Origin of the sequence: Yoonia sp. SDW83-1, from assembly GCF_046762885.1 — a bacterium.
In the GTDB taxonomy this organism is placed as follows: Bacteria; Pseudomonadota; Alphaproteobacteria; order Rhodobacterales; family Rhodobacteraceae; genus Yoonia.
Window position 1 is genome coordinate 20,749 of sequence record NZ_JBKQXO010000008.1, and the last position, 23,021, is coordinate 43,769.

The window sequence follows — 23,021 nt, forward strand, 5'->3', positions numbered from 1 at the left end:
AGTGAGGCCGCGCCGACAGGTATGTCATCTATCCATATCTCGGTGTCTGGCATTTCGATAACGTACTAGTCCGCCATGATCAGGTAGTCGTTTTCGAATACCATCGGAACGCCATTTGGCAGCGCCCCCGGCACCTCAGTCAAAAATGACATGTGAGGTAGGGAATAAATCTCGGTCCGGGCTGGCCCGCCCGTGTTTCGCACAATGAACAAGTGTTCGTCGTTCGCGCTGAAGAACGGATAATCCAGCTCCAAGGTCGCATCGAAGATGACCTGATTGCCGTCGGAAAAATCCTGCAGAACATAAGCTCCCGGTTTTTCACCCAATGCAGCAACATAGCGGCCTGTATGTGATACGACGGCAATGGTCTGATCCTCGCTCCAGTTTTCTGGGGTGATCCGGTCCTCGGTTGCGACATCGAAAACCATCAGACCATCATATTCGTAATCAAAGACGTAGATGCGTTGCCCGTCGCAGGACAAGCCAGCGCTATACGGGTCAGACGGGCGCGGTGTTGTAATCGACAGCGAACGCGTGTCACCAAGCCCGTTCAGTTTAAGCGGCACCAGATTGATTGTGCCGGATGCGCTGGCAAATGGCAGCTGCGCCAACAGACAATCTGTTTGCATGCGTCCGGTCAGGAAAGTCTGCTCAGGCAAGACAGCCGGTTCTGTGTATCCCAAAACGGTTGCCTCTCCGATATCCTGGCGGATGCTATAAGCGCCGCCAACAATGTCATGGTGGCGCGGCAAGGCGCTGGTCTGCACGTCAAGACGCTCTGTTTCGTCGCTTAGGAGGCCGCAAAACTCGGTTTCCGCAACGCGCGCGTCGTTACAAGTCAATTGCGTTACCTGTGCATTGGCGGCGAATGGAGCGCCCAGAAATACCGCAGCTATCAGAGGGCTAAACCGGTTCATGTCGTTATCCCCGCATTCAGTCTGGCGCTGATCTGCGCCGTGGTCAGCGCCGTGTCTGGTTCAATCACGCAGGTCCATGCCTCGCCTTTCAGCAAAAACCGACCCGGCGCCGCTTCGGTTGAACTGCTGTAATAGACGTGTCGGCCCCGGTCGCCATTCGCGCCATTGCTTTCGTTTTCGGCGCGGCTGTAGCTTGACCGGCTTCCATTGGCCACTTGGCTGTTAATACGGCGCTCTGTTCTGCCGTTGGGGTCGACCCGTCCGTCGCCACCGTTTCCCTGCATCGCGCGGATTGCCACAACGGTAGGGTCGTTTGGGTCAGCGCCGTCGACTGCGGCCCCGATTTCGCCGGTATAGTGCCCCAGCCGTGCGAGGCTTTGCTGCACAGCGCGCACATCTGCGGCACTGTTCATGACCGCTGCGGTTGACGAACCGCGCAAGCCAACAGGTGCCCCAATGTTCATTTCACCGTAGATCGAACTGCTCGAAGCCAATGATCCGTTGGGGTCATTGATAATCAGCCATTGCGTTTCGTCTGCATGGTCGACAACGCCGCCAACCACGCACATTACGTGTCCCGAATTGGTGGCATGGGTGGATGTGACCACTGGGCACCCACTTTCCAGCAAATCAGTGAGCCCGTCAGCATATGCAGATGGAATGCGTTCGCTGCCCCCCCCGGAAGGGCCATTTGATACCGAATAGGCATCGGGATGTGAGGCATCAACCAAAACCGTCATTGCCGCCCGGTAGTTTGCCCAATCCTGCCAGGGGCGCGGGAAATTGAACAATGAAAGGCTGCTGTTCTGCGCCCGCGCCTCTGTCATGATATCAAGGCGCGTCAAGGCGCGGCGGGTATCGTCATCTGCCACATGTTCGATGCCCCAATAGCCTGCCATCATCTCGCCAGAGGTTGGCATACACAATTCAAAGCCGTTTTGGCCCACTCCGCCGATTGTTTCGGTGCCGTCGTTCTGGTTGCGATAGGGCACTTCAATCGAAAGGGTAGCCATCTTCGCGCTGATTAGCACTGCGCTCCCACTATCCATCCCCGGTGGTGGTCCAACGCTTACAAGATCGGCGCCATCGTAATTATCATCAAAATCAAGATCACCCGGGAAACTCGGCGAACCATCTCCAAAAACATCCTGAACCTTGCTGATATAGTTACGCGCCTGACCACCCGTTGCGGAACCGGCTGATATGTCGATTCCGCTTAGCTCCAGCGTAAAGACCTCGCGTTTTACGCGGGCGCCCTCATTTTCATAGATCGCTGTAAGTGTCGTTGTCCCGCCGCAGGCCGAAAGATCGCCGCGTACGACCCCATTTGCGTCAGATATGCCAACCCGACGGCCATCGCTCTTTACGATGACGCCAGAGATTGGAATATCGCCTGCGCGGGTGGTGATCGTTACCACACAAGGGGCAGGGCAGGTGGCGACAGAGGTTTCGACCGCCGCGTCATCTGCATTGGCGGCATCGGTTGCGGCTTGTTCAACTTGCGTATCACCACCCGGAACAGGCACAGCGTAACGCTGCACGGCTGCAGTCAGGCGAGACCAAAGTGCGCCACAAGCATTGCCCGCACCAGATGCTGTTGTATCACTCAAGATCCAGCACCTTTTTCGATTGTTGTGATGATCGCACCCACCACGTCAGAGCGGCGTGTCATGACGCTCCGCTTGTCTGGATGCAAGGCGGCCGCCAATTCGCCATAGCGTGGGTCTTGCGTGAAACGAAGGCCAAGATGGAACGCGAGTACGGCAAACACGTATGTGTCTGCGCCAAAAAGCTCCAGGGTGCTTGCAAACTGCCGCGCTGCTGCAGAGAATTCCATCAGGTCAACCGGATCCAGCACCACCGTGCGGTTGGGCCAGACCATCTTGAGGACATCAGTAATCTCTTCTGCTGATGGGGTGTCAAGCTCCACCAGCCAGTGGCTCATTGCATCTGCCAGATATGCAAATCCGGTGTCAGGCGTCTCTACATCCAGCGCTGCAAGGGACTGCCAGTGTTGGACACCAACAGTCAAAGCTTCCATATCACGGGCCGCTTGCCGCCCGCGCCATCCTGCACGGCGCAGCCGGTTGGCATGTTGCGGATCACGGGGGAACTGAGCGCCAAGATAGACGGCAACAGTCAGATAGGACAGATGATCGCACCACCTTTCGACACCGAAAGAGGTGGCTGTACTATAACACTGGGCGATGAAGCGGTCTGTCACATCCGGCCCGTGGGCTGCGAATTCATCCTTGAAATGCTTCTTCAGATGCGCCTGAGCAGCCTGATCATATCGCGCGCGGCGTTCGCCAAATATGGCACGTTCGGCGGTATCAACCTTTAGGTCAGCGACAGTCAGCATGCAAAATCAACCGTTGGCGGCATATCACGGCAGAGTCTTTGCCGTCGGTGAACCGGTCGTAATGATACCGCCGTGTGATGTGGCACATCCGACATATGCAATCGGCTTGCCATCATCACGACCCATGCTGGACCCCACAATGATGACCGCACCGCAGGCTGTCTTGTCCCCCATCCGGGCCACCGGTTTATTATCGACCTTACCGGTACCCCCTTCAACGATCGTATTGGAGCCGTGGATCGGGCAGACATGTGTATCGCCCAGACGTGCAACAGGCAGCATTATTCGCCCTCTTTCTGAGCAAGACATTCCTCAACCAGGGGCAGGCCGGCATTGGCGGCACCTTTCAGAGTGGGGACTTGCGCCCCGCCACTGCCGCCCATTGATACGTTGCCCTTGAGATTGATTTGCGCCGCCTCGAGTGTAATGCCCGCGCTATCAATGGTTATCTTTCCACCCGGGCCTTTGATGACGAATTTATCAAAGGCCATCAGCGTATGCGTTTTGGTGTTATTGGTGATCGACTGGTTGACGTTGAGCGTATAACGACCGGAAATGGTTTCTTCCGAATTCCGGCCGACCTTTACCAGATGGTCGGCATAGATGTCCTGCTTGTGGGTGTTGCCAACATAGTGGACGTGATCTTTGCCGTATTTTTCCTGCTGGTTCTGCCCAACCTGATACACCACATCGCGGCCCACGGTTTGCACGGCATCACGCGCGACATTTTCGGTGTGATCCTGACCCACATTGATCGTCTTGTCGCGCCCAATGGTTTCGGACTGATCGCGTCCAATGGTCTTGTGCCGATCGTTGAGGATATCAATCTGCTGATCCTTCTGACCGTGCATGTAGATAAGTTCTTTGTCGTTCTCGTCCTCGAACGTCAGTTCGTTAAAACCAGACCCCTGATGGGTGTCAGTCTTGAACACCGATTTGGTCTTGTTTTCGGGCAGCGGGTAAGGTGGATCGTTCCGCCCGTTATAGACGCAGCCTGTCACCAGCGGTTTGTCGGGGTCGCCTTCCAGGAATTCGACAACCACTTCCATGCCGATCCGCGGGATCACCATGCCGCCCCAGCCTTTGGAGGCCCAGTTCTGACTCACCCGGCAGCGCATGGAATAGGCCTTGTTCAGGTCCCAGTGGAACTGCACCAGGATCCGGCCATATTCGTCGCAGTCAATCTCGCCCTCGCCCACGACAATAGCAGTTTGCGGCCCCTGCACCGCCGGCACATGTGTTTTGCGCTCTGGCGCCAATGGCGCATCGTTGGGCATCAGCACATATTCGCCCGAATAGGCATATCCATCGCTGTCTGCACCGCCTGATCCGTAAGCGTCCGACACATAGGAATGGCGCGCCACAAGGCAGAGGTAATCCGCACCCTTGACCCCGTTCACCTGATCGCCCGTCAGCGTCAGCAGCATTCCCGCACCAAGCGAGGTGCAATCGCCCACCGCCCGGTGTCGCGCACCCTGGCCGCGTTCCTGCAGGGTCCGCAGGCTGACGACGTCCTTGCCTTGGGTCTGCCCCAGATAGTCGCCCGGATAGTCAAAGCTTTCGATCTGCCCTTCGGCATATTTGGCATCACCGGTCCGGTCGACCTCCATCGCCGCCTGGGGGGTCTTGAAGTTATAGTCCGTCAGCCGGACCGCCCCTGTGGTCATCCGGCGCTCCGGATGCCATTCCCAGAAATGCTCCGCCCCAGACTGGCGTGCGCCATCCACAGGCTTGTAGTCCCGCTTGCCGCCCGGGACTTTGTCATGGCTGTCGATGGCATCGGTCAACACCAGCGTATGGTTCCCGGCGCTATGGGCGAAATGATATGAAATTCCGAACCGCTCCATCAGTCGGGTGGCAAAGTCCAGGTCGCTTTCGCGATACTGGACCGTGTATTCCAGTTCCGGGTAGTGACCCGTCAGCTTAACCTTCAGCGCAGGATCACCGAGGCCCGCATAAGGCGCGAGCAACTCCTCAATAATCTGAACAACGGTCTTATTGTGGAAAATCCGCTGGTTACGCCGCCGCCCGGCGATCCAGAACCAGGGTCGCAGGGTCAGCGCATATTTGTTGCCATTCTCGCCCACACCGGCCCATTTCGCCTCTGTGACGATCCCGTCATAGGCGCGGGTGCCATCGTTCTGACTTTCGATTTCAACCGATGCGTGGGTGCCGATCAGCCCATCAAAGTCGATATTGGGGGAGGAGGACAGCGCCTCCACACGGTAGTCAAACAACCCATTCACATAATCCGTACCGTCAAATCTGAGCAGTACCAGCGCATCCTTGCCCAAAGCCGTCGTCAATCGCCCCAAACGGGAATCCTGCTTAAAAGGAGCATTCATGCAGATCGACCTCGCACTTCATTCAGAATCGGTTAGTCCAGCATAGATTGCTTGATCAAAGGATCAATCTTGCGAATTGCATCAACCTTGGATGGTTGCGTCAATGACATCATAAATCCAAAAGTGGGGAGTGTTCTGCGGTTCAACCGTCTTGCGGCGTCACACCGGTGACTGTTCATGCAAAAATATAGCAAGCCCTTGATTGCTTGCCAATCAAGCCTCACAAACCATGGCGTGGGAGAATTTCCAAAAATGCCAGCCGAGAGTGCATGAAATGCCTGAATCACGCGAACAGAGCTTTCTACAGGCGCTGAGCTTTCTTTCGCCCGAATTGCGCAGGGCGCTGGCGGCTGCCCCGGATGGTACAGGATGCGGGGTTTTGCCGCGTCGGCAGGTGGCGCTGCTCTGGTGCGATATCTCGGGCTTTTCCCGCCACACCGCAGAGTTTCTGTCAGCTGGCGCCGAAGGCGTTGACCGCCTGCATCGTGAAATTGATACGCATTACGACAAACTGATCGAGACCATCCTGTCGCATGGTGGCGAACCGGTTACTTTTGTGGGGGACGGGCTGCTTTCGGTATGGCCGGTCGAAGCCGGCGGGATGGCCGCCGCCGTCGAAAGCGCAATCGGGACCGCCTGCGCGCTTGTCCGGTCGCGGGCAAATGGTGACGCGCGATTCAACCTCAATCACCATGTTTCGTGTGGCGAGTTCCAGACGGTGGAGCTTGGCGGTCGGCATGGCCGGTGGCTTTCGACCTCGGTGGGATCGGCGCTCAAGGAATTGGAGCGTATTGCAGATATCAAGGCTCCCAACGAGGTTGTTCTGACGGCTGAAGCTGCCACATTTTGTGCACTTGAGGCGGTCTCTGCACCGATGGGTCGCTACGGGGCCCGAAGGCTCCTGCGTCCTCAAGCTTCAAGGCGGCTGGGCAAGGCATCACTGGCAGTTCCACCACCCGCCGCCTGGAACGCGGCCCTCGCACGCATGCCGCGATTTGCTGCGGGTTGGATTGAAACGGTTGGCCTGAAATATGTGGCTGAGCTGCGTCCGGTGACCTCAGTCAGCGTTGTTTTGCATGGTTTTGATCAGAGTGCGGTTGGTGGAGCCAATCGGCTGAACGAGGTTGTGCAGAGTATTCAGGACATTGTGCATCGCCGCGACGGGTATGTGGCAGAGGTGACGGTGGATGAAAAAGGCGTGTCCGTCCTGATCACGTTTGGCACGCCGCCTGATGCGCATTCCGACGATCCACTGCGCAGCGTTCTATCGGGCCGCGAGATCCTCGAGGCGTTGTCGCAACGGGGGTTGCGATCCAGTGTGGGGGTTGCAACGGGGCGTATGCTCTGTTGCATTGTCGGCAACGCGGATCGTCGCTGTGATCTGGTCTTGGGCGATGCGTTGATCCGGTCCACACGATTAGCGACCACCACGCAAAGCGGAATGCTTGTCGACGAGACGACGATGCAGGCCACGCGGAATATGATGTCCTACGGGGCAGAGCCGTTGATGCTGCTGTTCAAGGGTGCATCACGAGAAGCGCCTGCCTGGGCACCGCAGCTTGATCAGCAATATGCAAGAGCCTCAGAGGAGATTTCAGGAAGAGATCGCGAAATTGCCAAATTGCTGGATTGCTGGAACCATCGCGCCGACGACGGTATCCGTCATGTTGTGATTGAAGGCGAGTCCGGGTTGGGCAAAACCAGCCTTGCCCTGCAACTGAGGGATATCGTCACCCTGAGCGGCGGTCAGTTCAAGTTCGAAGCGGCCTCTGCCATTGAACAGGACGCACCGTTCAGCGCATTGCGGCGTTTGGTGATGGAAAGCCTGGATGTTCTGCCCCTGATGTCCGCAGTGTCGCGTCAAAAGGCAATTATGGCCAAACTGCCAGAACGGCTGCGCCCGGCCTCACCGTTTCTGAACGCTGTGTTCCCCAGCGGGCTTGAGGAAACAGAATTTACGGCCACGTTGACGGGTCAGGCGCGTGCTGAACACATTCAGGGCTTTGTCGTGGACTTGCTTTTTGACGCATTTGCAGGACAACCGACCTGCCTGTGTGTTGATGACGCGCAATGGCTGGATACTGAGACGCATCACGTGCTCGCGCGGTTGGCGAAATCTGCACCTGATTTGATGATTGTCATTCTGGCACAGCCAAAGCAGACCGGCAGTTGGTCCGCGTTTGCCGATGATGCCGGTTTTACCCATCTGAGCCTTGGCCCCCTGTCTCAAGACGGTCTGTTGCAATTGATTGTTCGCAGCCTTGGATGCGACAGCGTTGATCAAGGCCTTCTTGAGCAGATCAGTGTGCAGACTGAGTGTCACCCATTCTACACCGCTGAGGTATTACGGAACCTGATGGCGGCTGATGCTGTCACTATCAGCAATGGTCAGGCATCGCTGGCCCGCGCCGATGCGTTGGCCACGGCGGCATTACCTGACACGGTTCATGGGATGGTCCTGCAAAGGCTCGACAAGTTGGAGCCGAGCGATCAACTGTCGCTCAGGGTTGCGTCCGTCGCCGGTCTCAGCTTTCCGACAAAACTGGTATGTGCGCTGGATCCGTTGGAACGTTCTGCCAAAGACATGTCGCAGCAATTGGACCACCAGGTGACACAAGGTTTCCTGCGCGTCCAAAACGCACTGAACAGTCCCGGCTTTGCCTTCTCTCACGGCATCGTTCGCGAGGTTGCCCATAGTCAACTGCCCCGGGCCCAAAGCCGCCGGTTACACGCAAAGGCCGCAGAATGGATCGAACGCCACTCCGGGGAAGACCGCGCGAGCCGATTATTGGAGCTTGCGCACCACTGGATGGAAGCAGGGCTGCGCCCGCGTGCTGTTTCTTGCCTTGTGGAAGAAGCATTGCGTCTTTTCAGCCAGGGTTTTGCCGTCGATGCAGTGCAGGTTGGGTTGCGCGCAATGCGTGTTGCTGGCGTGGATGTACCTGAGGGGCCAGAAGCCCTGAACGAGGCGACGCAGCGCAACATGGCCGTCGTTGCGGAACTGACCGAAGGCCGGCATCCGACCGAGCTTCTTTCCAGAATGCGGCAACCGCCAGCTGACCTGTTGCTGAAGTTTCAAACCATATTGTCCACGGCCCCGTTCGCGTTTCAATCCAACCAGTTCCTGGTTTTTGCATGGGCATCTTCGGCGGCCATGCGCCTTGTGATGGAGAATGTCGCAGGCCCGCCGCACGCCTTTTCGATGTATTCCATCGTGCAGTCCCTGTTGACCGGCGACAGGGCGGCCGGTGCGGCCTGGTCGCGCGCAGCCCTTGATCTGGATGCGGCAACGGAAGGGAACGCCCTACCTGCCGCGGCCTTTATTGATATGTGGTTTCATGGTCATTGGCGTGATCCGCTGCAGGAAAGCGTAGAAACCAACCGTATCGCTGTCGAACGCGCGTTGGCCGATAACGACCTGCAATATGCCAGTTACAACATCGCTGGGGGCGTCATCCTGAAGGCGGCTTTGGGCTATCCCTTGGCTGATGTCATCTCGCAGGGCGCGCAAGCCTTGCAGCACCCATTGCATCGAAACGCGCTGGTGCATGTGCATCTTGAGATGCAGTTTGCACGCGCGCTGCGCGGCGAAACACATGATTTGCTGTCATTGTCTGACGAAAAACTAAATGAAGACAAAGACATCGGCTGGGTCACCGAAACCGAGTTTGCCAATCAGATTGGCTTCTACCTCGCCACGCGCGCGCGCTTGCATCGCCATGCAGGCGATTGGATCGGTGCGCTGGACTGGTACGAGCGCGTTGTGCCCGTCCGCCCAGCGATCGCCGGTCAGATGATCGAATTCGACCTTGTTCTGCATGCCGTACTGGCGCGTTTGGGCCAAGTATTGGCCGATCCTGCCGTTTTGGAGGCACAGCGCGGCGCAATTGAAGCTGGACTGTCACAACTGACCGAGTGGAGCGCAATTCACCCGCAAAACTTTGGGGCGAAGGCCAAGATGGCCAATCTGGTCTGGGCTGGCGTTGAGGGTGATATCAGTGCCGCTGACGGCCTCGCCACACTTGCCCGGGCCGGCGATACACAGCATTGGTTGCAGGATCGCGCCCTTGCCTTTGAATACGCAGCGCGACTGCAGCCTGACACCGGTCGGGTCAATGACGCCATTCAGGCCTATAAAAACTGGGGCGCGTTGGCCGTGGCCCAACGGTTCGCAGAACGCGGGTTGAACTAACCCGCCTTCAACCGTTGCGCCGCATCAGCATGGCGCTGGCATGCATGTCCGGGCCAAGGCATAGGATAACGACCCAATCCTGCGTGAACTCGGGCGCGTTTTGCATGCCCCAGGACAAATTGAACAGTACGCTACACTGCACGATATTGGCATATTGCTTAATCGTCTGGACGTAACAGCCCGGTTTGATGACGTTCGTCCAGTGTTCCATCAGTTTGGTGCTGGCCTGATGGGTCAAAAGGCAGACATCCTTTGCCTCAAGCCGATTGCGTTTGAGCAGCGTTGTGACGGCCTCGGGCGATTTGTTGACGCCAAACTCCGTAAAGCCTTTGATCCCTTTTTGCGTGATGTGAAAGTAGGCATGTGAACACTCTGCCGCCTCGGCCCGGCTGAATTGGGAGCGTGCATCTGCAAAACCTTCGGTAATCACATCCGATGCCATATACATGGAGCCGTAATAGGACGTATCGGCGATGGTGATCTGGTCGACGAACTCCCATTTCGATCCATTGTCAGATGGCCCGATAACACAGGCGGCAGCCCCATCGGCGGCTGAAATGGATTGCGGCGTCTTGTAGTCGACATAGCGGGTCCAGTTGTCACCTAACGCAACCAGAATGTATGTCGCCCGTCCAGCACGGATCAGCGCATCCGCCATCATCATGCTGGCATTGAACTGTGAAAAACTGTTTTGCAGTGGCAAGGGCCAGGCCCGGGACGGCAGACCAAGGCGCTGATGCAAATCGCTGATCGTATTCGGCGTGCGATAGTCGCCGACTGACCCGTCACCCAGCAACAGATCAATCTGATCAGGGCGTATTCCTGCATTATCCAGGGCAAGCTTTGCCGCCGGCAGCATGATGTCGATCATCTTTTCGCCATCAGACAGCACGTGCCGTTTTTCATATCCGGCAAACAGTTCCGACCCTGCCGGATCGTTTTTCTTCAGCCAGTCGAAAATCGGATCATCGTTCAGCCTGATTTTCCCCGGAACAGTGTGACCCGTTCCCAGGATACGCGGTACAAATCTACTCATTTACTATCCCTGTTCTTGCAACCAGCCCGGACTGTCCATACCAAGCTTACCCAACGCGATTTCAGAGGTCTGGAACGCCCCCTCGACCCAGGTTTGCACGGTTGAATAAGCTTCGCCAACAATGAATGCATTCACACCGTCAACCGGCTGCGGCATCTTTTCGACCACCTCCCAGGATTTGTAGCCCGGGTTCCAGAAATGCACGGCACCGCCATAAGGCGCATTCATCCAGTCCATGAAGGCCGCATCAATCGGGAACGGCGCACTGGCGACCCGGTGCATTTCCATCAACTGACGATGCATTTCGACCACCATTTCATGTGGTGCCTTGTGGTCGTCCCAATTCTTGCGCCGCCGTTCGCCCAAATGGTCCTTGGGCGTGATCCATTCGTCGTGGCGGCTTTCAAACGGTCGCGCCCCGAACCCGCTCTGTGCGGCGTCCCGTGGGCCGAGCGGTCCAATCTGATACCCACCCCAGAAACTGGAACTGGCCTGATCGTTATAGGCCATGATTGCGGAATAGCTGTCATCATTGGTGGACCAGTAATAGCACTGGCGCACCGGAATATCGGTCAGTGACCGGCCCTCTGTCAGCCCACACTGTTCCTTCCACCATGGCGTTTCATAAATCAGGAACAGCTTGTAGAGCGGGATACCTTCGACGGCATGGAGCATCTGCTGGACCTCGGGTGCTCGTTCTGGATCAAGCACGGGGCCCGTCCGGCGTAACCCCTGGATCGCGGCCTGCGGCATCGCCAGCACAATGGCGCGTGCCTCTACATCTTCGCCGTCTTCAAACCGCAGACGCATCGCGGTCTTGCCGTCGTCCATCTCAAAATCGTCAAAACTGTCGAGCACGCGTTCCATGTGGATATGCCCTGACTTCTGGAACTGGTTGGCCAATTCCCACAGCATCGCCTCGAACCCGTCATCGAACAGATAATACTTTGTATCGGGTGTGAAGTCGAAATTCTCTGCGATGATATCAACGGCATTGGCATTGGCCCCCAATACATCATAGCCGATCGTGGTGATCGCCAATTGGCGGCCTTCATGGCTCAGATGGCGCGACAGCAGGTTCCAGAAACCAATATCATAAAGATCGCGCCCCCCGACCTTGGCCTTGCGCAGAAACGCCGCCAACTCATCCGGTTTCATGCCGTTGATTTCAGGAAACTCTTGATAAACAGCCCAAAAAATCAACTCTGCCGGTGATTGCGTGGCCGCTGACTTGACCACAGCTCTTTCCTTGTCGGTCAGATTATAGGGAAGCTTTGCCTCGGGCTTGTTCAGATTGGACTGAATGAAATGTCTGCGCCGCAGCCAGGCATAGTTATCCGGCGCATCAACGACCTGCTCATGATGGGCGATGCCCAGCTTGTGCACAAGATCGCGGACAAGCGGCTGATTGTTGAGAAACCGCATGCCCCCAATTTCCATTGGCGTATCTGGCATGCTGGACGGGGATGCTGACAAAAGACGCCCGCCGATCCGATCAGACCCTTCGAAAATCGCGATATTCAGCGGGCCCTCACCACCAATCTGGGCGCGGATCTTCCTCAATTCACGCTCTGTCGCACGGGCAAGCCGCCACGCGGTATAAACGCCGGATGCACCGCCGCCGACAATGGCGAAATCAAGAATATCAGACATCTCACGCTCCTCTTGTGGTCATTCTGCGCGCTTCTTCTTTGGTCGGCACGTAAAGCGGGTTGTAATAGGGTGGCTCTGCCTCCCGATTGATCTGGGCGACGATCACCTGTGGCTTCTTGTCGGCGTCCGCCTTTTTGACGGCTTTCTTGAGCGCGGCCTTGAAATCTTTCGGGCTTTTGACGGTATAGGCATCGGCACCGAGGCCCGTTGCATAGCCAGCCAGATCCGGTGTGCCGAGCGAGAACATGTCTCTCCAGTCTGCGATATCACCGCCCTTGAAATGCTCCATTCCCTGACTGACCATCGACAGGTCGTCATCATGCAGGACGACCCAGATCGCCCCGACACCATTGCGCTGTGCTGTCGAAATCTCGGCACCTTGCATCATGAACGCCCCGTCGCCTGTGAACGCCACGCAGGTCGCATCCGGTCGGGCGATCTTGGCCCCGATGACTGCGCCGGATGCAAAACCCATCGGACCCATATCAAGCGCCGAATGCACCTCAAAGCCCGGCCTGGACACCATATAATGGGCGGCCCAACCGACGCAGTTGCCCGCATCCAGCATCATGATCGTGTTGTCGGCTGGCAGCACCTCCTGCATGACACGGCACAGGGCCGCAGGCTGCACCGGGGCGTCCGTTGAATTATATTCCTCGTCCGAGAAGAACGGCGAATGATCCGCCTTGATCTGGGCGACCTTGGCCTTGCGCTCGGACACCTCATCCGGCGGCGGTGGGGCTTCGCCTGATAGCTTCGCCAACGCGTTGATAAAGGCACCAGCCTCGCCCACAATCCCAAGATCGACCGGGAAATCACGGGCGATCATGCGCTGGCTGGCGTCAAGTTGGACCAGCGGGCCTTTGGGGATCAGCATTGGGTTCCACTTATTTGTCGCCAGTTCACCAAGGCCCGATCCGATCACGACAAGCGCGTCATATGCAGGGTCTTTCTGATTCATCCAATAATAGGGCCACATGCAGTTCGCGATCCCGAACATCCGCAGCGAAAGCGGATGATCTTCGGGAAAGATGCCCTTGCCGTCTGCCGTTGTAATCACCGGAATGCCCCGTGCCTCAACAAAGCGGGTAAAGGCATCCAGCGTTGCCTTGTTGCGCAGCGCCTCGCGGCAGCCATTGCCAAGCATGATCAATGGCCGCTTGGCAGCCGCCAGAATTTCCAGCGTGCGTTCGACCTTGCGCAAAGGCGCCTCCGATGGGGCGCTGCGGTATCTGGATGGGGTGTCCGGCATTGTCACCGGTTCCGGGGCTTTGCCTTTCTGGGGCAGCTTGGTCGCCGGTTGCCCGGTGACATCGACGGGCAATGACAAATGTGCCGCATGACGTGGCACGTCCATGGCTGTGCGCAATCCGGCCTCGATCAGACGCTGCGCGCTGATGCCGGATGACAGAATGGTCGAGGACGCACAGGCCCCGCTGAAAATCTGGTTAACGTCAAGCTTACCGTCGATGCCTTCCTGCAGATAACCCATGCCAGCATAAGCCTCGGCAATCTCGCCCGTCAGCGCGAGCAGGGCGGACCCACCAGCCTCGGCATTCATCACGCCAGTGACCGCGTTTGTCGCACCGGGACCGGTGGTCACCATGACAACGCCCAGCTTGCCGGTCGCGCGATGATAGCCGTCAGCCATATATGCCGCGCCTGTTTCCTGCCGGCAGACAACGTAGTCAATCGTGCCACGCTGGTGATAAAATTCATCCAGCATTTCGATCAGGCCGCCGCCGGGCACGCCGAACACGTGGGTGACACCTTCCAGTTTCAAATAATCGATTAAAACCTGCGCGACATTCGGAATTTTTTTTGGCATCACTCTCCGCCCAATGTGATTTTTCTAATCACTTTCAATATGGCGCTGGTTTTCAGCCGTGTGTCAATCCTGTGTGGGCGAGCGCAAAAAGCCAGTATTGGCTCAAAGAATGGGACGGGTCGCGGCATCAAGGTCTGACAACAATCCCACTTCGGCTAACTCCTCGAGGTTATTGACACGCAAGATGCCATCAGACCAAATCGCCAACTGTCTGTCCTTCAGACGCGCCAAGGTCTTGTTGGTATGGACGAGCGACAGGCCCAAAGCATCTGCTAGATCCTGTTGCTTATAAGGGAACTTCATCTCGCCTTCATGCTCCACCCCGAGCGCCCGAGCGCGGATGATGATACGTGCAAGCGCCCAGGCGACCGATTGCAACGCATTGCGCTGCCCCAAGGTAGCGAGCGCATCGCCCAAAAAATGCTCCTCAACCGCTGCAAGCCATGTCAGTGAGTAGGCGCGTGTGGGACTTTCCTTGAAGAATGACCACAAAGCCGACCGGTCAAAAACGCAGAGCGTCATTCGTGTTGTGGCCTCAACAGAATGCCCCATCTCGCCCATCACACTAGCCTGAAGCCCGATGAAATCGCCGGGAAATATCAAACCGACGACCTGCCGTTTGCCATTGGGCAGCAGCTTGTACCGCAATCCCATACCGTAGAGCGCTGTGTAAAGCTGCGGACTGTTGGACCCCTCCATCAGGATGGGCGTACCTGCATCCACAACCAGTTCACCCACTTTGAAACGCTCCATGAACCGAACTTCGTCGGCTGACATTTTTTCAAAAATGTCCCGACGGCGCAGGGGGCAATTAATGCACTTCGTAGCCACTTTCTTATCCTTCCTATGTCATAGATTAATGCAGCACCCGCGTTTGGCTACTATTCATTGTCACGGTGGTCAGCGGGGTATCGCAATGGACCGGACGTTTTTCGTCGTCGAGACCGACCCCGTGATCAGCATGGATCTGGTAGGCTTGCTAGACACCAGTTTTCCGGGGACAAGCATAAATGTTCTACCGACAGTCGACGATGCTGTCGTGGTTGCTGGCAGCGTGAGCGGATCTGTCTGTATCCTTATCGCTGGCATGCATTACAACAACCGGCAAGCGGTGCCGTTGGCGACCATCGCAAACAATGGGGGAAAAGTCATTTTCATCGGGCGCGCCCACGACATAGGAGCGCCCGCACGATTTGTTGATTACCCCTTCACCAGCGATATGGTGCTGGATGCGATATCTAATGACGCGTTTGGTTCGCCTCCGCCCCAGCCTGTAAGCCGTACATAAAAGCTTGCACGATAGGCGGTGCATCACCTGGTGCTGTTGGCTGTTCGACATGTGGAGCTTTCGGCTGTTCCTGCGAAGGAGATGAAGCCGCCACCCCGAAGATGACCAGACCAACACCCAGATATGTGCAGCCGATGACAATGGCTGCAATTTGCGCGTCCAAAGCGGTAGCCAATGCGATCCATGCTGCTGCTGTCATGAAAGCAACACCAACACTGCATAGTAGCAGGCCTCCGGTATAGAGGCCTGCCCGCTTGGCGGTGCGTGTCACTTTCTTTTCAATCCCAAACATGGATTAGTTCCGGCGACCCATGTAGCCGACAAGAAAGCCGATACCGGCTGCAATGCCCAACGCCGTGGCGGGCTGATCACGAATAAAGTCGTTCGCCTGACCTTGCAGTTGTGCCGCTTGACCCCGTGCAGCCTCAGCCGTTGCTGACGCGCGATCGCGCAATTCGGTCGCTTTCGCTTTAGCTGCGTCGGTCGCCTCGGCACCCTTGGCCTTGCCGATATCCGCAATCGTTTGGGTCAACGAACTGATGTCGTCGCGCAGAACTTCAATCTGATCTGTCAGATCGGCTGTTGTTACATCTTTTGAACGTCCATTTACTGCCTTGGTGGCCATCTTGGTCTCCTTTTCAAATCGTGTCTGCATACCCAACACCGATCCGTAAAATCCGTTCCAACCGTGCTGGAAAAAAATGGAACGGATTACTGCTACCGGCGGTTGAAATGCCAGAAAGCGTGGCTGATGCCTCGCCAAACAAACTGAAAAGGAGCAGTCCAATGCTGTACTATGCAGCTTTATTTTTCATCGTGGCGCTGGTCGCCGCAGTCTTTGGTTTCGGTGGGGTGGCATCGGCCTCGGTCGGCATCGCCCAGATCCTGTTTTTCGTCTTCATCGTATTGTTTGTCCTGACGCTGATCGTGCGAGCCGTGCGCGGATAAGGAACTGAAGGTCACCACTCACCAAGAAGGAGAATACGATGACAAATGCACTTAATGTTGTGCCGAATGAGCAGGAAATTGCATCTGGCGTGCGCGCACCGGCAACCGTGGCAGAGGCGTTGGCAGATGTGCTCGCCGACACTTACCAATTGACGTTCAAGACCCATGCCATTCACTGGAATGTCGAAGGACCATTGTTCTATTCGATCCACCAGCTGACTGAAACGCAATACGAAGACATGTTCGCCGCCGCAGATACGATCGCGGAACGGATCCGTGCTATTGGGCAGATGGCGCCGATGTCGATGAAAGGCATAATTGAAAAGTCCGTCATCGAAGATGCGACCACCACGATGTCAGCGGGCGAAATGTGTGAACAACTGGCGCAGGACCACGAACGCGTGGCGCACCGGTTACATGCGTTGATCGAGATTGCTGAAGAGCATAACGATCCTGTGACCGAGGATATGGCGACGGCCCGGTCGGCATTTCACGAACAGGCCGCCTGGATGCTGAAAGCCATCACCGCACAATGAAGACATAAAGCCCGCAGCGATCTGGCTGCGGGCCCTTTCGTGAGCGGTTAAGCTTTCAATGTAGCGGTTGACGCAAAAAACATGGCCTGGCTGACGGCCGACTGCACCTGCGCTTCCTGAAACGGTTTAGAGATCAGAAATGCAGGCTCCGGTCTGTCACCAGTCAGTAGGCGTTCCGGGAAAGCGGTGATGAAGATCACGGGAACATCCATGGTTTGAAGCAAGTCGTTCACCGCATCAATACCTGAGGAGTTGTCGGCAAGCTGGATATCGGCGAGGATCAGATCGGCGCTCTCATCGTTACCCAAACTGATCGCTTCTTTGTGGGTGCGCGCCACGCCGGTGACCCGATGGCCCAACCCTTCGACAATGGCCGTAAGATCGGCGGCGATAATGGGCTCGTCTTCGATAATCATGACGTTGCCTTTGATACTGCCTGCCAGTTCTTCGTTGGCCGCGGAAATCAAACGTCGCACTTCGTCGACATCGGTCTGCATGATGGTGGCGATGTGGTTCAGGCTGAATTCTTCGATGGTCCGCAACAGCAATGCCTCGCGTGAGTTCGCGGTCAGTTTGGCAAGAAGGCCCTGCGCACGGCCGCGCAGCCCATCTTCCGGTTCGGACAGCGCCTGACCCGAAGAGGTCCAGATCGCATGAAAACACTTGAACAGATTGACCTTGATCGGGTCATCGTTTTCAAAGGGCGACCGGTCTTTGAGGATCAATTCCAGCGTTGCGACTGTATATTTGTCACCACGCGATTGTGACCCGGTCAGAGCCCTTGTATAGCGGCGCAGATACGGCAATTGTTCAGCGATGAGATCCGAGAAATTTGCATCCGCAGTCGTGTTATTCATTTTTTTGACCTTTTTTCATTTTACTTGGAACCAAACACTGACACGTCTGGTTCGTTCCGTATCAGGCAGTGGTTTTTTCGTTCACGAGGCAAGGTAAGAGCATGGCAGGTCAAGACGATCCCAAAAAGGCAAAGATTGCCAAGTACATAGATGAAAACCTCAAGCAGGTGTTTTCTGACTTGGAAGGCGACGAAATGCCTACCCAAATCACCGATCTTCTTGCCGTTTTGCGTGCGCAGGACGACGAGCGCAAGACAAAAAAATGACTGCACCAGATCCGAGAGACGAGCTGGTCGATCATCTCCCCGCACTGCGTGCGTTTGCGATGAGCCTCACACGCAACCGCGCAACGGCAGATGATATGATGCAGGACACAGTGCTGAAAGCGTGGTCAAACATCGACAAATTTACGCCAGGGACGAATATGCGGGCCTGGCTTTTCACAATTTTGCGTAACAATTTCTACACCTCCCGCCGCAAGTTGAACCGTGAAGTGGCGGATGTCGACGACGTGATGTCCGGCCAATTGTCAGTGAAGCCCGAACATGACGGGCGGTTGCAGATGATGGATTTCAAAGTCGCCTTCAATCAATTGCCCGACGAGCAGCGCGAAGCATTGATCCTTGTCGGCGCCTCCGGATTTTCCTACGAAGATGCAGGGGAAATGTGCGGGGTGGCGACAGGAACGATGAAAAGCAGGGTTAATCGCGGGCGTGCAAAACTGACCCAACTTCTCAAGCTCGAGGATGACGACACTCTTGAGTTGACCGATCAGGCCACGATGGCAGTTGTCAGCGGTTCGGGTTTTGCCACGAAATGAAAACCGGCTGGCTCAACAGCCTGCGTGTGCAGATTGTTCTGCTCATGACACTTGCCCTGTTTCCGCTTGGATCGGTCGCAATTTTTCAAACCAGCAGGGTCGCGGCAGAGGCTGAACGCAATGCGGATCTGGCGCTGCTGGCCCTGACGGAAAAGGCCGCGAAATCAGAAGAACTGATTATCCAACGCGCCCTCGGGGCGGCCGGCTTTTTTGCTATGGTGGCCGATGACTTTGTCGGAAACCCCGACAGATGTAAACGCGTTCTGTCCGAATTTGTCGAAAACGATGAGACATTCAGCTTCATCGGGATCCTGCCACTTTCCGGGATCGTCACATGCTCTTCCGCTGACCGCAGCTACGATTTTTCCGGCGATCCGTTCTTTGCGGATGCTATGGCGGCCCGCGCACCGACGATTGTAGCAAATCCGGCGGCCCCGCTGAGCGGGCAATCCGTGTTCGTGATCTCAGAGCCGTATCTGATTGATGATGTCTTTGCCGGCTTCATCTCGATTTCCATCCCAAATACCGGCCTGCAGGAGACGACCGAAGACTTGGCCGCACTTGGCTTGGAGGAGTTAATCACGTTCAATCAGAACGGCGAGATTCTCATGGCACGCTCTACAATTGCGGGCGCAGCGGCACAGCTGCCTTCAGACCGGACGCTGGCCGAGATGAAATCAGCGGTAAGCACCGTATTTCAGGCGGAAGACTCACGTGGCGACTTACACACCTATACAATCGTCCCTGTAGAAGGCAGCCCGGCGAGCGTTCTGGGCATCTGGCGGCGTGATGATGGGTTTGGCGGGCCTATTTCACTGCTGTTAAAGCCCGCCTTGTTTCCGGCGCTGATGTGGTTTGCAAGTATGGCGGTTGCGATGCTGTCGATCTACACGCTGGTTTTGCGCCACATTACCCGATTGCGCGCCGACATGGATGTTTTCGCCAAAAAGCGCTCGACGGAATCATTTGGGCGTCGGTTGTCGATGCCCAATGAAATGCAGGCCCTCTATGACAACTTTGCACAAATGACAGATGATATCCTGCGCGAAGAAGCCGGGATGGAGAATGCGTTGCGCGAGAAGAACGTACTGATCAAAGAGGTGCATCATCGGGTCAAGAACAACTTGCAACTGATATCGTCCATCATGAACATGCATATTCGCACCGCCGAAGAGGACGAGACCCGATCCGTGCTGTTACGGCTGCAGGATCGTGTCCTCAGCCTCGCCACGATCCACCGTGATCTTTATCAATCCCAGTACGGCGGCTTGGTGAATGCCGGCAATCTGGCAAACGAGATCATCGAAAAAGTCGTCGAAGTGGCAATGGAAGACAGCAATTCAATTGCGGTGAAAAAAGATATTGAAGCAGTCATGCTCTATCCCGATCAGGCGGTTCCTCTGTCCCTGTTGCTGTCGGAAGCGGCAACAAATGCAATGAAGTATCTGGGCAGCGCGGGGGGTGAAAAACCGTGGTTGGCCGTGTCCCTGACACAGGCTGACGGAATGTGCACGCTGTCCATTGCCAACTCCGTCGGGCGAATGTCGGATGCTGAAAGTACTGGTCTTGGCGCGCAGTTAATCAATGCATTTGCGATCCAGCTAGGGGGCAAAATCGAAGTAAATGAAGCACCGGAAAGCTACACAATGACAATACCGTTCAAAGTCGAAGAGTTCGTGCCAGAAGCGCGAGATTTCTGATGGAGGACACGCTGGATCGACACTTTGAGGTGTTGCTGACGGCGCAGGAAGCATATCCCGCCTTGGAGCGCCAGTTTCTGGCAGCAAACACGGAAATCGCGGCTGGTTTCCGGATATTCGATGTGACGACCAAACTGCGCTCCCCCGAGGCGCGCAAGCTGGGCGAGATATGGTTCGATCTGATAGTTGCAACTCTCAATCGGGGTGTGCGAATTTCGATTGCCATCACCGATTTTGATCCTGTGGTCCGCCTCGAAAACCACCAATACACATGGCGATGCGTCGGACAGCTCCATGCCGCAGCCGAGGTATCACGTCACCCTGAATTGCTCAGCGTCAGCGCGGCCATGCATCCGGCGCGGGTGGGGCTACTGCCCCGATTGCTGCTGTGGCCAAGGCTGATCAAGGAAATCAACGCCGAGCTTGCCGATGCGGCATTAGAGAATGATGCAGCCCGCGACGATTTTCTGAAGACGGCACCACGATTGCGCCCCATGTTGCGCCAGACCAGCGATGGCTTGCGGGCACGCCGCTTTCCACCGCCCGCGCTGGTTCCTGCGACCCACCACCAGAAGCTCGCGGTGTTCGACAAACAGCGCCTTTACATCGGTGGTCTTGATCTGAACGACCGTCGATACGACACGCCAGCGCATCAGCAATCAGCCGATCAGACATGGCATGATGTGCAGGTGATCGTGGACGGACCGGTGGCTGAAGAGGCAGCGTCACATCTGGCCAGCTTTCAGGCGGTTACCAACGGCCGCAAACCACACACCACAAAGCTGCTGCTGCGCACGCTGTCGGCGCGGCGCAAGCTGTCGCTACCGTTCATGTCGCCCAAGCCAGTTGTCGGTGAGCTTGCGGAACGGCACAAGGTTCAGATCGCCGAGACAGAAAATCTGGTCTATCTGGAAACACAGTTCTTTCGCGACCGCGACCTGGCAAACGAACTCGCCAGACGTGCGCAGGAAAAGCCGGGCCTGACCATGATCCTGATCCTGCCTGCAGCACCAGAGGATGTCGCGTTTAAGGATGAACCCGGCAGCGATGCAGCATATGGCGAGCATCTGCAGCGGGAATGCATCAAGATCGTCCAAGAGGCGTTCGGGCCGCGCGTCTTTATCGGTTCGCCCGCCCAACCCAGACCAACCAATGAAAAGGGCAGGGCGGCCCTGTTCGGTGCGCCGCTTGTCTATCTGCATGCCAAAGTATCAATATTCGATGATCAGTATGCGATGGTAGCCTCCGCCAACCTCAATGGACGCAGCTTTGCGTGGGATACGGAAGCCGGGGTTGGAACACAGTCAACCGCCGAAGTGGCGCAACTGAAATCACGATGCTTTTCGCATTGGCTGGGGTCGGACGCAGACCCTGCCTGTTTTTCGGATCTAACCGCTTGCGAGGCGTGGTCGGCCCATGCCGCAAGAAATGCCCAGCTTGAACCAACAGAAAGGAAGGGCTTTCTGTTGCCTTACGCTATCGGTTCTTCCTCTGAACTCGCGCGCAATTTGCCGGGCGTCCCGGAAGAGATGGTCTGACCAGAAAGGCCCTTGAGCACCGACAGGCTCCAAACCAGCAGCGGGATGGCGATGATGCCACCGATGGGGCCCCATAACCATAACCAGAAGACAAGCGACAGAAAGACCAGCAAGGGATTAACCGCCAGGCTTTTGCCCACAAGCGTCGGCGTGACAAACTGCGCCTCGGTCGCGTTCAGGGTCAGATAGATCGCCGCAGGCAGAAAACTGGCTGCACCGTCAAAAACAACGATCCCCGCGACAAGCAAGGTTGCGATCAGCACCGCTGGACCCAGATAAAGCACAAAGTTAAGCGCAAAGGCCAAAACCCCCCATACAATCGGCGAGGGCATCCCGATTAATTGCATGATGATTGTGACCAAAACGCCGAAGCCCAGATTGATCATGCTTATGGTCAGAACATAGCGCGACACCTGCTTGGCGGCATATCGCAGATCGCTTTCGCCAAACGAAGCGAAGGATGCGCTGACCCAGTCATAGATACCGTTGCGCGCCATCAGAAAGAAATAAAGTGTACCTGTGAAAATCATGATCTGTGCTGCGAATTGCGGCGCCAGAAACAGGGCATCGGTCAGGGACGGCAAGGCGACGGGCCCACCCTCCTCTGTGTTGGGGCTCGCCTCGATTGCGGCTGCGACATCCTCGGTCATTTCTTCGATGCCCCGCATGATGCGCTTCAACTCATCAACGGTTGTGCGAAGTTCGTTCCATATGACGGGCGCGCGATCAATCACCTGGGTGACATAAGGCTCAATCAGCAGGATCAGTAAAAGAATTGAGAGCAGCGCAAGGGTCACCGAAACAAATGCCGCCAGCGCCGCAGGAATGCGCATCCGATCCATCAGGTCGGACAGGGGCGTCATGACAATACCAAGAAGGAGCGCAGTGATCACCGGCGCAAACAGATCCTTGGCGTACCGCAGCACGGTAAAAACAGCGATAGCAGTCAGCAATGTGATGCAAATGCGCAAGGCGGATTGATTGGCCATAATTGGGCTCCT

20 protein-coding genes are annotated in these 23,021 nt (G+C 56.4%); 7 read left to right on the forward strand and 13 right to left on the reverse strand.

Translation table 11 applies throughout. The annotated features are described in order from the left end of the window. Nucleotides 1–65: 65 nt before the first annotated feature. The 5 genes from ACFWW4_RS11585 to ACFWW4_RS11605 are packed head-to-tail and all read right to left on the reverse strand — an operon-like array spanning nt 66 to nt 5,624. Nucleotides 66–917 carry a hypothetical protein gene (locus ACFWW4_RS11585; RefSeq protein WP_411890995.1) on the reverse strand — a complete coding sequence of 284 codons (852 nt, stop codon included), beginning with the start codon at nt 915–917 and terminating at the stop codon, nt 66–68. After that, nucleotides 914–2,527, reverse strand: a complete 1,614-nt coding sequence (locus ACFWW4_RS11590; RefSeq protein WP_411890996.1) for a C39 family peptidase — start codon at nt 2,525–2,527, stop codon at nt 914–916. Before ACFWW4_RS11590 ends, ACFWW4_RS11585 begins: the two co-directional genes overlap by 4 nt. Further along, the gene (locus ACFWW4_RS11595; protein WP_411890997.1) at nt 2,524–3,279 is read right to left on the reverse strand and encodes a hypothetical protein; all 756 of its coding nucleotides are present in this window, start codon (nt 3,277–3,279) and stop codon (nt 2,524–2,526) included. The genes ACFWW4_RS11590 and ACFWW4_RS11595 overlap by 4 nt, the downstream gene beginning before the upstream one ends. A 24-nt stretch (nt 3,280–3,303) precedes the next feature. Continuing rightward, entirely contained in the window at nt 3,304–3,561 is a 258-nt protein-coding gene (locus ACFWW4_RS11600) for a PAAR domain-containing protein (RefSeq protein ID WP_411890998.1), read from the reverse strand. Next, the gene (locus ACFWW4_RS11605) at nt 3,561–5,624 is read right to left on the reverse strand and encodes a type VI secretion system Vgr family protein (protein ID WP_411890999.1); all 2,064 of its coding nucleotides are present in this window, start codon (nt 5,622–5,624) and stop codon (nt 3,561–3,563) included. Before ACFWW4_RS11605 ends, ACFWW4_RS11600 begins: the two co-directional genes overlap by 1 nt. A gap of 274 nt (nt 5,625–5,898) precedes the next feature. Between ACFWW4_RS11605 and ACFWW4_RS11610 the strand changes: the two genes are divergently transcribed. Continuing rightward, nucleotides 5,899–9,816 (forward strand): AAA family ATPase, encoded by a 3,918-nt coding sequence (locus ACFWW4_RS11610; protein WP_411891000.1) that lies wholly within the window; start codon nt 5,899–5,901, stop codon nt 9,814–9,816. A 7-nt stretch (nt 9,817–9,823) separates the two neighbouring features. Here ACFWW4_RS11610 and ACFWW4_RS11615 read toward each other — a convergent pair whose 3' ends face one another. The 6 genes from ACFWW4_RS11615 to ACFWW4_RS11640 form a co-directional block, all read right to left on the reverse strand. Beyond that, nucleotides 9,824–10,852, reverse strand: coding sequence for a 3-oxoacyl-ACP synthase III family protein (locus ACFWW4_RS11615; protein WP_411891001.1), 1,029 nt, complete (start codon nt 10,850–10,852; stop codon nt 9,824–9,826). Between the two features lie 3 nt (nt 10,853–10,855). Further along, on the reverse strand, nt 10,856–12,505 hold the full coding sequence (locus ACFWW4_RS11620; RefSeq protein WP_411891002.1) for a flavin monoamine oxidase family protein: 1,650 nt from the start codon (nt 12,503–12,505) through the stop codon (nt 10,856–10,858). Between the two features lies 1 nt (nt 12,506). Then, complete coding sequence (locus ACFWW4_RS11625) at nt 12,507–14,333, reverse strand: thiamine pyrophosphate-binding protein (RefSeq protein WP_411891003.1); 1,827 nt, start codon at nt 14,331–14,333, stop codon at nt 12,507–12,509. A gap of 102 nt (nt 14,334–14,435) precedes the next feature. Then, a complete protein-coding gene (locus ACFWW4_RS11630) occupies nt 14,436–15,164 on the reverse strand; it encodes a Crp/Fnr family transcriptional regulator (protein WP_411891004.1) in 729 nt (242 codons plus the stop codon). A gap of 407 nt (nt 15,165–15,571) precedes the next feature. Beyond that, nucleotides 15,572–15,913 (reverse strand): phage holin family protein, encoded by a 342-nt coding sequence (locus ACFWW4_RS11635; RefSeq protein WP_411891005.1) that lies wholly within the window; start codon nt 15,911–15,913, stop codon nt 15,572–15,574. Between the two features lie 3 nt (nt 15,914–15,916). Beyond that, the gene (locus tag ACFWW4_RS11640; protein ID WP_411891006.1) at nt 15,917–16,246 is read right to left on the reverse strand and encodes a YqjD family protein; all 330 of its coding nucleotides are present in this window, start codon (nt 16,244–16,246) and stop codon (nt 15,917–15,919) included. A 161-nt stretch (nt 16,247–16,407) separates the two neighbouring features. Between ACFWW4_RS11640 and ACFWW4_RS11645 the strand changes: the two genes are divergently transcribed. After that, nucleotides 16,408–16,569 (forward strand): DUF1328 domain-containing protein, encoded by a 162-nt coding sequence (locus tag ACFWW4_RS11645; protein WP_411891007.1) that lies wholly within the window; start codon nt 16,408–16,410, stop codon nt 16,567–16,569. A gap of 38 nt (nt 16,570–16,607) precedes the next feature. Next, entirely contained in the window at nt 16,608–17,105 is a 498-nt protein-coding gene (locus ACFWW4_RS11650) for a Dps family protein (RefSeq protein WP_411891008.1), read from the forward strand. A 47-nt stretch (nt 17,106–17,152) separates the two neighbouring features. Here ACFWW4_RS11650 and ACFWW4_RS11655 read toward each other — a convergent pair whose 3' ends face one another. After that, nucleotides 17,153–17,962, reverse strand: coding sequence for a response regulator (locus ACFWW4_RS11655; protein ID WP_393927593.1), 810 nt, complete (start codon nt 17,960–17,962; stop codon nt 17,153–17,155). A gap of 101 nt (nt 17,963–18,063) precedes the next feature. Here ACFWW4_RS11655 and ACFWW4_RS11660 point away from each other — a divergent pair, with 101 nt between their 5' ends. From ACFWW4_RS11660 to ACFWW4_RS11675, 4 genes are read left to right on the forward strand one after another with little or no spacing between them, the layout of a single operon-like run. Next, nucleotides 18,064–18,228, forward strand: coding sequence for a hypothetical protein (locus ACFWW4_RS11660; protein WP_411891009.1), 165 nt, complete (start codon nt 18,064–18,066; stop codon nt 18,226–18,228). Then, complete coding sequence (locus tag ACFWW4_RS11665; RefSeq protein WP_393927595.1) at nt 18,225–18,782, forward strand: RNA polymerase sigma factor; 558 nt, start codon at nt 18,225–18,227, stop codon at nt 18,780–18,782. The genes ACFWW4_RS11660 and ACFWW4_RS11665 overlap by 4 nt, the downstream gene beginning before the upstream one ends. Continuing rightward, nucleotides 18,779–20,482 carry a sensor histidine kinase gene (locus tag ACFWW4_RS11670; protein WP_411891010.1) on the forward strand — a complete coding sequence of 568 codons (1,704 nt, stop codon included), beginning with the start codon at nt 18,779–18,781 and terminating at the stop codon, nt 20,480–20,482. Before ACFWW4_RS11665 ends, ACFWW4_RS11670 begins: the two co-directional genes overlap by 4 nt. Next, on the forward strand, nt 20,482–22,020 hold the full coding sequence (locus ACFWW4_RS11675) for a phospholipase D family protein (RefSeq protein WP_411891011.1): 1,539 nt from the start codon (nt 20,482–20,484) through the stop codon (nt 22,018–22,020). Before ACFWW4_RS11670 ends, ACFWW4_RS11675 begins: the two co-directional genes overlap by 1 nt. Here the strand turns inward: ACFWW4_RS11675 and ACFWW4_RS11680 are convergent. Beyond that, nucleotides 21,954–23,009 carry an AI-2E family transporter gene (locus ACFWW4_RS11680; protein ID WP_411891012.1) on the reverse strand — a complete coding sequence of 352 codons (1,056 nt, stop codon included), beginning with the start codon at nt 23,007–23,009 and terminating at the stop codon, nt 21,954–21,956. The genes ACFWW4_RS11675 and ACFWW4_RS11680 overlap by 67 nt on opposite strands. Between the last annotated feature and the right edge of the window lie 12 nt (nt 23,010–23,021).